Consider the following 12849-nt stretch of genomic DNA (forward strand, 5'->3'; position numbering starts at 1 on the left):
TTACCTACCGATCAAGCCAGCCGAGGTAAATGCCGGCAGCGCGGTTTGGCGAAGGTGAACTGTGCGGTGCTGATGGCACGCTCGAGGAATCCGCCCTCGCAGTAGCAGAAGTAGAAATCCCACATATTGATAAATCGCTGATCAAAGCCCTGGTTGCGGATTTCTTCGATATTTTCAAAGAAGGCATCCCGCCAGGCCGCCAGGGTTTTCGCGTAATCGAAGGTAATATCATCCAGGCCCACGATCTGCATATCCGTATCCTCGGAAATATGCTTGGCAATCACCTGATTGGACGGCAGGCAGCCACCGGGGAAAATATAGCGCTGGATAAAGTCGACACTGTTTTTGTAGCTGTCAAAGCGCTGATCCTGAATCGTGATCGCCTGCATCACCATAATGCCATCCGGTTTGAGCAGGCGGCTGCAGCGGGAGAAGAACTCGCGGTAGTACTCGTGCCCCACCGCTTCAATCATCTCGATGGAGACCAACTTGTCGAACTGGCCCTCGACTTGTGGATCCAGCTCGCGGTAATCCCGCAACAGGAGGGTAATACGGTCCTCCAACCCTTCGCGCTTCACCCACGCCTGCGCATGTTCATACTGCTCTTTGGAAATGGTGATACTGGTTACCCGGCACCCATGGTGCTTGGCCGCATATACCGCCATACCACCCCAGCCGGTACCGATTTCCAGCAGGTGATCGGAAGGTTGCAGGCGCAGCTTGCGGCAGATACGCGCCAGTTTGAACTGCGAGGCCTCTGCGAGGTTTGCGTTCGCACTGGGAAACACCGCAGAGGAATACAGCATGCTCTGGTCGAGAAACAGCTGGAAAAAATCGTTACCCAAATCGTAATGGGCGGCGATGTTTTTGCGCGAGCCGTTTATCGAATTAGCGTTCAGGCGGTGCAGGCCTTTGAGCAGAAACCGTGAAACAGAACTCCAGCGGGAGTCCAGCTGTTCCAGCACCGCCATATTGGCGACAAACAAACGGATCACCTGCACCAGGTCCGGCGAATACCAGGCGCCGTCCATATACGCCTCGCCGGAACCGATGGACCCGCTCAACAGCACCTGGGTGTAGGTGGAAAGATCCCGCACATAAATGTGGGCTTCGATCTCCGCGCTCCCCGGCGCCTGTCCGAACTGATACACCGCCTTTTCCCGCGCACCCTCGCCCTGCCCCGATATCGAATCTTCATGGACATACAGCGTGCCCACAGTGATATCCGCCATTCGCTGCAATACCAGTTTGCGGGCCAGTCGGTCAAACCAGCTCTCAGGGGCACTGCCCTCATGCACAGGTACATTAGCAGCGTGTGACGGCATAGATTGACCATTGACGCTAGCTGGTGAGGAGGGTTGGGACGCGGTCATCGCGATCTGAACTGCCGACTTCATATCCTGTTTGCTCCGTCTTCTGAATGCTTTTTCTGCGAGCGGTTTGATGATTGAACCACCTTTTTCCCCGGGTGGGAAAACAGCGGCACACGTTTAACAAGCAGTTTCAGTGCCTGCCAGTAAATCGCACTGATGACTTTTACGGTATACAGAGGGAACTGGATCAGCTTTTTGCGCAGCACCGCCGCGGATATCTCCTCCCGCGTCAGGCTCATGCAGGCGTCAAACACACATTCGCCGGCCTCTAGCGAGCGAATGCTGACCGTCAGACGATCCCCGGGGGTGGTGCTGCGCCATTGATAGACCTGGTCCAGCGGCATGAACGGCGATACATGCAGGGTCTTCTGGAAGCAGGCCTTGTGAACACGCCCGCGCTTCCCGGTGGTGGATCCGCCTGTATCCGCTTCGCACAGGGTATCCCCCAAGGATAAAACGTATCCGTGTCGTTCGTTCCACGGGGTATTGTGTACGTCGAGCAGAAGCGCCTGTACTTCTGTGCCGGCATGATCGAAGCAGTAGTAGATACTGATCGGGTTCATGTTGTAGCCAAAGTAGCGCCAGTTGGCGAGGAAGGCGATAGGGCCGTCCGGTCGCCAGCCGCTCTCCTCTTCCACCCGATCGCGCACCGCCTGATCCAAGGGCAAATCCGGATTACCGTAAAAATCCTCGCGGCGATACTGTGCCGGTGCCCAACCCCGGCCAGACCAGAACGACGTTTGTGCAAGGATTTCCGGCAGTTCATCCAGAAACGCATACACCATAAAGCCACGGTAGCGGAAACTGTGAGCCCGCGGCTGGAATCGCCGGTGCTGAATCCAGCCGGAATAAATGCCGCTGCGCACTAGAACTCCACTCCGAGGCCACGCGCCACACGTATTGCGCTTACCACCCCGTCTTCATGGAAGCCGTTGGCCCAGTATGCCCCACAATACCAGGTGCGACTTACGCCATTGACTTCCCCCCAGCGCCCCTGTGCCTTGTTGCCCTCCGCGGAGAATTGCGGGTGGTCGTACTCAAAGCGCTGCAGGATCTTCTGCGGGTCGATGGCACTGTCTGCATTCAGGGTAACGCAATAGGTATGCTGGCTATTGAGGCGCTGCAGGATATTCATGTTGTAAGTGAGCACGGGCAGGCTATCGTGCGCGCCCTGTAGACGGTAATTCCAGCTCGCCCAGGCGCTGGTGCGCTTCGGCAACAGGCTGGTATCGGTGTGCAATACCACCGAATTCTTTTCATAGGGTATCTGCCCAAGGACCTCCGCCTCGGCTGCACTCGGGTCCTGCAGCATCCTCAGCGCCTGGTCCGAATGGCAAGCCAGCACCACCTCATCAAAAGTATCGGTGCACTCGTGACCCTCGGCATCCCGGTAAGTTAGCTGTACCCCCTCCTCCTGGCGACGGATCCCGGTAACCGGGGTGGAGAGACGGATTTGATCGCGAAACCCCTCCGTCAGCGGGCCGATATAGCTGCGTGAGCCGCCCTTGATCACACGCCACTGGGGGCGGTTGAACAGGTTCAACAGGCCGTGGTTGTAGAAGAACCGAATGAAAAAGTGCACGGAGAAATCCAGCATCCGCGCCATGCTCGCAGACCAGATCGCCGACCCCATGGGCACCAGATACCGATAGGCAAACTCGCTGGAATACTGGTTGCTGGTGAGGTAGCTGCCTAGAGTCATTTCCTCATCGAGTACTCCGCCCTTCCAGTCCGCCACCGCATCCCGGTTGAATCGCACAATATCCTTGAGCATACGCCAGTGGCCTCCATCCAGGAGATTGCGGCGCTGCGCAAACAATGAGTTCACACTATTGCCCGCGTACTCAAAATTGTCCTGGGGCGATGACACACTGAACCCCATATCAGTGGGCTGGGACTCCACTCCGAGACGCGCCATCAGCTTGATGAAATTGGGATAGGTCCAGTCGTTGAACACGATAAACCCGGTGTCCACCGCCAGTCTGTCGCTTCCGTTTTCAACGTCAACGGTGGCGGTATGTCCGCCGAGCCTGGCGCCAGCTTCAAACAAGGTGATCTGGTGTTTCTGCTGCAGCAGATAAGCGGCGGTAAGACCGGAAATCCCGCTTCCGACGATGGCGATACGCATCAAGTATTCCTCAACTTTCTAATTCTTGTCATGCGCGGCGCGCAAAGTTTGTACCAGACTGGCCGCAGCACACCGAGCATTCGCAGCGGCCAGCTCAAGCGACGTGGGAAATCGATGACCGAAGCATTCCCGGATAGCCCGCGCAGGATACGCTCGGCCGCGCGCTCCGGGCTCATCAGGAAAGGCATATCGAAATCATTGCTCTTGGTAAGCGGTGTATCGATAAACCCGGGGCGAACCAGTACGGTACGCAAACGCACACGGGACGTATCCGCGCGCACCGAGTCCATAAAATAGCTGAGTGCAGCCTTGGAGGCGCCATAGGCCTCGGCCCGGGGGAAACCAACAACCGACGACAAGCTGCCCACGGCGACAAAGACCGGCGCACGACTGTTAGCCAGCAGCGGCAGCGCCTGGCGCAGGGTATTTACCACGCCGAAGAAATTGGCATCAAATACGCGCCGATAGCGCTTCACATCCAATTCGAGATCATCTTCATACTCGCAAACACCTGCACAGGCGATCACCAGATCGAGCTGGTCGGTAATCTCCGCGAGTGCGCGGCCAGCCTCCACCATGGCGGCATCGTCGCCCACGTCACAGGTGAGCACCTTTATCAGTTTTGGCGAAGGCTGCTGGAGCTTCAGGAGTGCGTCGCGGTTGCGGCCGCTGACAATGACAAAGTGTCCTTCGGCAACGAGCCTGCGTACAAGCGCAGCGCCGATGCCCGAACTGGCGCCAGTAATCCATGCGATTTTTTTTCCGGCAAGCTGGTGATCCCGGCCTGCCGGAGAGGTGGGCAGCGGCCGGTTCATTCCGCCCCCTCCGTGCGAGCCGGCAGATCTGAATGGGCACAACCCTGGTGCTGCGCACTTGCCAGCCGGCGTTTCACCACATTTACTACGGTCCCCAAAAGCGGTATCTGCTCATAGACCATCGCTCCCAGGTCGTAGATATCTTCGTGCAACACAACCCGCTGCAAGTTCGGGTCTATCGAAAGCAGCGAAGCGCCGCGCAACGTCAGCGGCTTGCCACCGGCCAGTCGCGGGTGGCGGTAGTGCATGGTCCACCACAGACTAGCCTGATCGCCATTCGTCAGTGTCTGATCAAACACAAAGCGACATTCACGCAGGTTGACCGCCATGCCGGCAAAATAATCCTGCACCGCCGGCAGTCCATGGAGCTCGTGGACCGGGTCACGAAAGATGACATTTTCCGCGTAAACTTCGCTGATATCACTTGGATCAGCGGCCAAAAAGTCCGCGTAGAGATGCTCAAGCCGCTGCAGTAATGACGCCATTTCAGGCTCCCTCCTTTCTAACTGGCCAACCCGACAAACGCTATTTTTTGCTTGTTACGTTGAAGTACAGGCATTGGATTACACCGCTAGTCACGCTCCGGTACGGCGTAATCATCAAGGTACAAGGCGATATTGCCGCCAAACCAGTGATCCAATTTCATGCAAGGAGCGTAAACAGGGCCACAACATGTGAAATTGGGCCAAACCCGGGATCAAATCGTATTACCATGGCGGCAACGGAAACCAGGAAAGGTGGCTTGAAGGCAATGCAGTCTTCCCCGCAGACGAGAGATGACGAATGGAGCACCCTCCTGGTCAAGGTTGGTTCGCTCCACGATCGCGTGGCGTTTGAAAGGCTTTATGCCCACTTCGCCCCACTGATCAAGGGATTCCAGTTCAGTCGCGGCGGGCAGAGTTCGGCGCCCGAAGCGGCCGATGAGCTGGTACAGGAGGTGATGTTCAAGGTCTGGCGCAAAGCGCCCAGTTTTGACCCCAGCAAGTCCTCCGCCAGTACCTGGGTGTTCACCATCATGCGCAACTGTCGTATCGATGCGCTGCGCCGCAGCAGTCGCCAGCCGGATACCGACGACAGCCTTGAAGTCGAAGATATCTGGGATGAAAGCTTCGACAACCAACCCCTGGTCTACCTGCAGCAGTCTCGCAGCCAGACCACGGTAGAGGCAGGCCTCAGTAGCCTGCCACCGGAACAGAGCCACGTTATTGAAAAGGCATTCCTGGAGGGAAAATCTCACAGTGAAATCTCTGCGGAGCTGGGCCTGCCCCTGGGTACCGTTAAATCCCGGGTGCGTCTGGCATTGAAGAAATTGCAGAGCACACTTGTCAGGTAGGTAAATATGATTCAACACCATCCAGACAACAATATGCTGCTGGAGTATGCCAGCGGCAGCCTGAACTGGGCACACAGCCTGGTTGTGTCGGCGCACCTGCAGCTTTGCCCCAAGTGTGCCGCGCAGATAAAGCTGCTTAATCGCATTGGCGGTGCATTGCTGGAAACGGTAGAACCGGTACCGGCAAGCAAGCAAGATGATGAAACCGGGCAGGCCTTTGCGCGCCTGATGGACAGAATCGATACCGTTTCAGATCAGCCGGAAGAGACGCCGGCGGAACGAGTAGTGGCAACGGTTGAGAAACCGTTCGTCTCGCGGGATCCGGTCTTCTCCAGCCTGCCGCCGGTAGTAACGAAGCTGATGCACGGCAACCCGGTACTGAAATGGCGCCGTTTATCTAAAGGACTGCGCGAAGCGCGGCTTAAGACCGGACAATCCAGTCACGAGGTGGCCTTCCACCGCATCGCTCCCGGCAACGTAGTAGCCGAGCATGATCATCGCGGCAAGGAAATTACCATGGTGCTTTACGGCAGTTTTTCCGATGCCGACGGTATCTATTCTCGTGGCGATTTCCTGGTTAGAGAGCCCGGCGAGGTCCACTGCCCCACTGCCACCCAGGACCAGGAGTGCCTGTGCTTTTCTGTGGTGGAAGCACCAGTGGCACTTACGGGATTTTTGGGCAAGCTGGTGAATCCGTTCCTGTCGATCAAGCCACAGTAGCGGCGGTCAATTCAGCGCGACCTTGAAAGTAAAAAGCCCGGAGAATTCCGGGCTTTTTACTTTCCTTACCTGCCTTGCAGACAGGACTCATCGCGCTGTCGCGATAACCTCATTGCGAACATATGGGGTGCCGCCACTGGTAAAGCGATTTTTCAGTGCTTCCCAGCGATCCCCGATGGCCGCCATTTTTTCCGCACGCACATGACCATAGCCACGCACCTGCAGCGGCAGAGCCAGTAACTCGGCTGCCTGCTCCGCATTGGCAACACTCAGGTGAGCGGCTACAGCGCCCACCACTTCGCGCACTTCCCGCGCCCAGCGCCGTTCCTCGCGGCGCTCCGCGGTATAGCCGAACACATCGAAGATGCTTCCACGTAGAATCTTGCCCTTCGCCAAAAGCGGCAGCGCCTTGGCCAGCCAGGACCCCAGAGAAATCTTGCGGATCTTGCCACTTGCATCCGGACGAGCCAGTAACGGCGGCGCCATCAGGAAGCGGATCTTGTAATCACCGGCGAACGTGTCACGCAATTGTTGCTTGAACGATTCACCGCTATACAACCGCGCCACCTCGTATTCGTCCTTGTAGGCCATGGCTTTAAACAGGCTTCTCGCCGCCACTCGAGTGAGATTGCCGTTACTGTCCTGCAGGCGGTCTTCCGCCTGCTGCAGCTCCGCCATCGCCGCGGTAAATTTGCGCGCGTAACCCGCACCCTGGTATTCGGTCAGCTCTTTGGCCAGCCGTGCAACCAACTGCTCCGTCGTTTCCAGCGGCTGCACTACATGCACCGCCTGTGCCGGGCTCACCAGCTGATCGACGGCCCGAGGATCGACCGCGAGCAGGCGCCCTGCGCGGAACGCCCGCAGGTTGTTTTCTACCGCGACCCCGTTCAATTCCACCGCGCGCTCAACCGCACTCTGGGAGACGGGCAGCAGCCCTTTCTGGCAGGCGTACCCCAGCATCATCAGGTTCGCCGCCACAGAATCGCCAAACAGTGCCTCTGCGTAGCGATTGGCATCGAAAGCAAAGTATTCACCGGCCACAGACTGGATACTCTCCGCCGTGGCATCTGCGGGAAACGCAAGATCGTTATTGCGCACAAACGCGGCCACCGGTACTTCCGCGGTGTTCACCAGAGCCTGCATTGTCCCAGCGGCAAACTTGTTGCGCTGGCCAGCGGCAGTCACCATGTCGCAGCCCAGCAAAAGATCCGCAGAACCGTCGCGAATGCGTGCGGTGGTGATGTCTTCCGGCGTGTTGCCCACTTTCACATGGGCCACAACCGCGCCGTTTTTCTGCGACAGACCGGTGAAATACAGGGTGGTACTGCCCTTATCCTCAAGGTGTGCGGCCATACCGAGCAACGCGGCAACGGTCAGTACGCCGCTGCCACCAATGCCGGCCACCAGAATATTCAGCGGCTGCTGCAGTTGTGGCTTGGGCGCATCCTGCAGGTTTTTGCTGGCGTGGTCGATGGCCTGGGCCAGTGTACTCAGCTCCGGCTTTTTCAGCTCACCACCTTCCACACTCACAAAGCTCGGACAGAAACCGTCCGCACAGCGCATGTCCTTGTTACAACTGGACTGGTTTACCTGGCGCTTGCGGCCGAAGCCCGTTTCCAGCGGCTCAACCGCAATACAGCTCGACTGCACGCTGCAGTCACCACAGCCCTCGCACACCCGGTGGTTGATCAGCAGGCGTTTTGCCGGATCGGTCATCTGGCCCTTCTTGCGACGTCGGCGCTTCTCTGCCGCACAGACCTGCTCGTAAATAATCGCAGTGACACCGGCAGTATCGCGCAGCTGGCGCTGCACCTGATCCAGATCATCGCGGTGGAAAATTTGCAGGTCTGCCGGCAGCAGATGGCGGTGCTCCCGCCAGTGATCCGGATTTTCACTGACCAGACAAACCTGCCCCACCCCTTCCGCCAGCAACTGCCGGGACAGGGTCGGTACCGTCACCTCGCCATCTGCGGGCTGACCGCCGGTCATGGCCACGGCATCATTCAGCAGGATCTTGTAGGTAATGTTGATTTTGCTCGCCACTGCCTGGCGAATGGCCAGCAGGCCAGAGTGGTTGTAGGTACCATCCCCCATATTCTGGAAGATATGCTTGTCGCTGGAGAAGCGATGCAGCCCCACCCAGTGCGCGCCTTCACCACCCATATGGGAGTATGTGTCCGTACGCAGCCCTTTGCCCAGCGCCATGATATGGCAGCCAATACCGGCACTGCCGGTACTGCCCTCGGGCAGTTTGGTGGAGCTGTTGTGAGGGCAACCGGCGCAGAAAATCGGCTCGCGCGCCAGCAGCCCGGCAGCCTTTTGCGGCACGCCCTGGCCCAGTTTCTCGGCCAGCGGTACTAGTCTTACGGCGAGCTCGGTATCCGCCAGCCAGCGCGCGATTGCCTTCGCCACCTGATCCGGACCAAAGCCCCAGATGGCCGGCAGCAGATCGTTGCCGTCGAGGTCTTTCTTGCCCACCACTTTCGGACGCTGCAGGTCCGGCCAGCCATAGAACAGATTCTTCATCTGGTCTTCCACCAGCGGGCGCTTCTCCTCCACGACTAAAATGCGCTCCATACCACGGGCGAATTCGCTCATGCCGCGGGGTTCCAGCGGCCAGCTCATGGCGACCTTGTGGATGGAGATACCGGAATTAAGAAGATCCTGCTCCGTCAGTTCCAGCAGTTTGAGCGCCTCCAGCAGGTCCCCGTGGGCCTTGCCGACGGTGACAATACCGAAGCGCTTTTGTGGCGCGTCAACGATGGTGCGGTCGAGCTTGTTGGCATAGGCAAATGCCCGCGCCGCCGGCAACCGCTCCTCCAGCATCCGCCGCTCGTATTCGAGGCGCTCGGCAGGCCAGTTCAGGTGCGGATCGTAATTGAGGCCGTGGGCCGGGATCGGGAAAGACTCCGGGATCACAAAATGCGGCAGCTCCGGCACCAGTATCGAGGCACCCGACTCGACGGTTTCGGTGATCGTCTTGAAGCCGACCCACAGGCCCGAGAAGCGGGAAAGCGCGATCCCCGCCAGGCCCAGGGTGAGGTACTCGTCGATGGTGGCCGGGAACAGCAGCGGCATCATCACCGATTCAAAAATCTGGTCGGTGTTGTGGGAGAACATGGAGGACTCCGCGGTGTGGTCGTCACCGCACAGCGCCAGCACACCACCGAGCTTGGAGGTACCCTGGATATTCGCCTGGCGAAACACGTCCGCACTGCGATCCACACCGTGACCCTTGCCGTACCAGATGGAGAATACGCCATCGCGGGTTGCCTGCTGGCGGTAATGGTCCAACAGCTGGGTGCCCCAGATATTGGTGGCCCCCAGGTCCTCGTTGATTCCCGGCTCGAAATGAATGTCGCGCTCGGCGAGCAGTTTCTTGTGGCGCCACAGAGCCTGGTCATAACCGCCCAGGGGGGAACCGCGATAGCCTGAGATGAAACCGGCGGTATTCAGTCCGGCCTGTTCATCCAGTTGCTTTTGCATGATCGGCAGACGCACCAGGGCGTCGATGCCAGTGAGAAATACACGGCCGGAATCCCGGGTAAACGCCGCCTTGAGGGAATACTCCCGGTCAAAGCCAAGTTCCTGATCAGTTTCGACCATCGCCATGATTGGGACCTTCTCGCAATGTTGCACCCGGCAGGCTGCCCATTAGCAACGGGCCTGATCCGGTTCGGTGTTATTTTGTTGTGGCCCGTAAACTATCACCGGGCAGTCAGGCAGGTCATACCAAATTCACCAGAAAACGCGAGCAACACGGAAAGAATTCGCCACTTGAGGCACCTTTTCTGCAATAATCAATAAGCAAACGCGATGAGTTGAGAATCTTTATCAAATCCTGCCTGCCCGTATAGCGACGGGAACTCCGCGGCAGTGAGGTTGTGGCAGAAATAAAGCTGAACCAGTGAGAGAATCCAGTCACAAGAGAGATGCTCACGGGCCAAATCCACGGGTAAAGCAGTAACCCGGTAACCCAGGCCGATTCATCGCCCGAGCCAAATATTTGGCATTCCGAATACAACAAGCAGAACCACCAGGTAACCCTATGGCCTATATGCTGGACGCCATCGACAAACACATTCTGGAAATTCTTCAGCAGGACGCGACCATTCCCAATATCGAGCTGGCGGAGAAAGTCTGCCTGTCGCCCTCCCCCTGCTCGCGCCGGGTTAAAAACCTGCACGAACAGGGCTTTATCAAGCGCGCGGTAACCCTGCTGGAACCGGATATGGTGGGCCTTCCGGTCAGTGTGTTTATTCAGGTCACCCTGAACCACCAGGTAAAAAAGGAGCTGCAGCACTTCGAATCCACCATCGCCCAGTGGCCGGAAGTAATGGAGTGCTATTTGATGACCGGGGATTTTGATTATCTGCTGCGAGTGGTGGTGCCCAACCTGCACGCGTACCAGGAGTTTCTCGACAAGAAACTGACGGAGCTACCCGGGATCGACCATATCAAGAGCAGCTTCTCACTCAAGCAGGTGCGCTACCGCACTGAGCTGCCGCTGGACCAGCTGCTGGAAAAATAACTCAGCGACGGAACAGACTCAGGATGACGCTCAGCGCTACGCTGAGGATGATCATGGATGTGATCGGAAAATAGACTTTGCTGCGCTCGGATTCGATACGGATGTCGCCGGGCAGTCGCCCAAACCAGTTAAATAGCCATGGCGCGAAGTGCATCGCCACGCCCACTACGGTCAGGATCACTCCCGCAAGGATCAACCAGCGCGCCATAGCCTCTATCCTCTCGCAATCTACAAATATCGTCCGTGTACGCCCCCTTCCAGTGTAAGTCCTGACAGCGGAAAGTGCGGCGCCGCTTCATTGGCAGCCACTTTATGCGCTGATACCATCAAGGCGACTCTCCGACAGACGCTCTAATAAGGCTAACAATTATGCGCCCAATTCATATCCTGGCCGGTTTGTGCGCCGCGCTCGCATCGTGGAATCTTCAGGCGACGACGCTGGTACACAATTTCTCCGGATACCAGGCCACTGAACAAAATCTGCAGCAGTTCAACACCCTGGTATTCGACCAGGGCAAGGTACTGGCAACCGGCGACTACGCCGCACTCAGCCAGAGCTACCCAGACGCGAAGAAAATCGATGCGGGGGGCAAGATGCTATTGCCCGGGTTAATCGACGCCCACGGCCATGTCCTGGGTCTGGGCAGATTGCAGCAACAGCTGGACCTGCGTGATCTCGATTTCCCACAGACACTGAAGGCCATCGAACAATTTTCCCAGAAGTTACCCGCGGGCGAATGGCTGATCGGGCGCGGATGGAACCAGGTTCTGTGGGCCAGTAAGGAATTCCCCACGCGACAGCAGCTGGACACACTGGATATCGATCAACCGATTTGGCTGCGCCGTATCGATGGACACGCCGGATGGGCCAACAGCGCGGCCATGAAACTCGCCGGAATCACCCGCGCAACGCGCGCACCTGCCGGGGGTGAAATCATTCGTGACGGCAAAGGCGAGCCGAGCGGCGTCCTCGTGGACAACGCAATGGCACTACTGGAAAGCGTGATCCCACAACCCACCCTGCAGGAGGAGAAGGCAGCACTCAAGACCGCCTTTGACCTCGCACTCTCTCTCGGCCTCACCGGTCTGCACGATGCCGGTATTTCGGCACAGACACTGGAAGCCTATCGCCAATTGGCCTCGGAGAAGTCAATACCGCTGCACGCGTACCCGATGATCTCGATCGATGACAAGAATCTGTCAAAACTACTCGGCACAGGTCATGTCGGTGCCCCGGATGAAAGGCTCTATGTGCGCAGCGTCAAGGTATATGTGGATGGCGCCCTCGGCAGTCGCGGCGCCGCCCTGCTCGAGCCGTACCATGACCGCCCGGGTGAAAAGGGGCTGCTCATCTTTAGCGAGGGCGAACTGTTACAGCAGATCAAACTGGCCACCGACAACAACTTCCAGGTAAACACCCACGCAATTGGCGACCGCGCGAACCACATTGTGCTCGACATATTGCAATCGCTAAACAAGGAGCACGACCAGAAACCATTCCGCCATCGGATCGAACACGCACAGGTCCTGACGATCGATGATATCGAGCGCTTTCCTTCGCTGAACCTGATCGCCTCCATGCAGCCGGTCCACGCTACCAGCGACAAGAACATGGCCGGCGATCGCCTTGGCGAGCAACGCCTGGAAGGCGCCTACGCATGGCGGAAATTCCTCGGCCAAGGCACCAAAATCGCCTCCGGCTCCGACTTTCCGGTGGAGCCAGTCAATCCGTTATTCGGTATTCACGCAGCGGTCACCCGCCGCGACCGGCAAGGAGACCCAGAAAAGGGTTGGCACATGGAAGAGGCAATGACAATGGAAGAGGCTCTGCGCTCTTTCACCTTGGATGCCGCCTATGCCAGCCACCAGGAAAAGCTCATCGGCAGCCTGGAGCCGGGCAAGTTCGCGGACTTTATCCTCCTGGACCGCAATATTTTCACCATTGATCC

Annotated in this window: 11 protein-coding genes; 4 read left to right on the forward strand and 7 right to left on the reverse strand. The window is 57.9% G+C overall.

The features are described from left to right. Positions 1-11: 11 nt before the first annotated feature. The 5 genes from VIL80_RS04740 to VIL80_RS04760 are packed head-to-tail and all read right to left on the reverse strand — an operon-like array spanning position 12 to position 4801. Positions 12-1397 carry a class I SAM-dependent methyltransferase gene (locus tag VIL80_RS04740; protein ID WP_332034999.1) on the reverse strand — a complete coding sequence of 462 codons (1386 nt, stop codon included), beginning with the start codon at positions 1395-1397 and terminating at the stop codon, positions 12-14. Further along, on the reverse strand, positions 1394-2239 hold the full coding sequence (locus VIL80_RS04745; protein ID WP_332035000.1) for a DUF1365 domain-containing protein: 846 nt from the start codon (positions 2237-2239) through the stop codon (positions 1394-1396). Before VIL80_RS04745 ends, VIL80_RS04740 begins: the two co-directional genes overlap by 4 nt. Continuing rightward, positions 2239-3501, reverse strand: a complete 1263-nt coding sequence (locus tag VIL80_RS04750) for an NAD(P)/FAD-dependent oxidoreductase (RefSeq protein ID WP_332035001.1) — start codon at positions 3499-3501, stop codon at positions 2239-2241. The genes VIL80_RS04745 and VIL80_RS04750 overlap by 1 nt, the downstream gene beginning before the upstream one ends. Continuing rightward, positions 3501-4316 (reverse strand): SDR family NAD(P)-dependent oxidoreductase, encoded by an 816-nt coding sequence (locus VIL80_RS04755; protein ID WP_332035002.1) that lies wholly within the window; start codon positions 4314-4316, stop codon positions 3501-3503. The genes VIL80_RS04750 and VIL80_RS04755 overlap by 1 nt, the downstream gene beginning before the upstream one ends. After that, entirely contained in the window at positions 4313-4801 is a 489-nt protein-coding gene (locus VIL80_RS04760) for a nuclear transport factor 2 family protein (protein ID WP_332035003.1), read from the reverse strand. Before VIL80_RS04760 ends, VIL80_RS04755 begins: the two co-directional genes overlap by 4 nt. Before the next feature lie 266 nt (positions 4802-5067). On the opposite strand from VIL80_RS04760, the gene VIL80_RS04765 reads away from it, so the two are divergent. Beyond that, positions 5068-5649 carry a sigma-70 family RNA polymerase sigma factor gene (locus VIL80_RS04765; RefSeq protein ID WP_332035004.1) on the forward strand — a complete coding sequence of 194 codons (582 nt, stop codon included), beginning with the start codon at positions 5068-5070 and terminating at the stop codon, positions 5647-5649. A 6-nt stretch (positions 5650-5655) separates the two neighbouring features. Next, entirely contained in the window at positions 5656-6369 is a 714-nt protein-coding gene (locus tag VIL80_RS04770; protein ID WP_332035005.1) for a ChrR family anti-sigma-E factor, read from the forward strand. Positions 6370-6456: 87 nt separating this feature from the next. On the opposite strand, the gene VIL80_RS04775 is transcribed toward VIL80_RS04770, so the two are convergent. After that, entirely contained in the window at positions 6457-9981 is a 3525-nt protein-coding gene (locus VIL80_RS04775) for an indolepyruvate ferredoxin oxidoreductase family protein (protein ID WP_332035006.1), read from the reverse strand. A 436-nt stretch (positions 9982-10417) separates the two neighbouring features. On the opposite strand from VIL80_RS04775, the gene VIL80_RS04780 reads away from it, so the two are divergent. After that, on the forward strand, positions 10418-10900 hold the full coding sequence (locus tag VIL80_RS04780) for an Lrp/AsnC family transcriptional regulator (protein ID WP_138235407.1): 483 nt from the start codon (positions 10418-10420) through the stop codon (positions 10898-10900). 1 nt (position 10901) lies between these two features. Here the strand turns inward: VIL80_RS04780 and VIL80_RS04785 are convergent, their stop codons facing one another. Further along, positions 10902-11108 (reverse strand): DUF2905 domain-containing protein, encoded by a 207-nt coding sequence (locus tag VIL80_RS04785; RefSeq protein WP_332035007.1) that lies wholly within the window; start codon positions 11106-11108, stop codon positions 10902-10904. 161 nt (positions 11109-11269) lie between these two features. Between VIL80_RS04785 and VIL80_RS04790 the strand changes: the two genes are divergently transcribed. Further along, positions 11270-12849: amidohydrolase (locus VIL80_RS04790; protein WP_332035008.1), on the forward strand; the 1580-nt coding region annotated here is incomplete at its 3' end.

Origin of the sequence: Microbulbifer sp., from assembly GCF_036563125.1 — a bacterium.
GTDB lineage: Bacteria > Pseudomonadota > Gammaproteobacteria > Pseudomonadales > Cellvibrionaceae > Microbulbifer.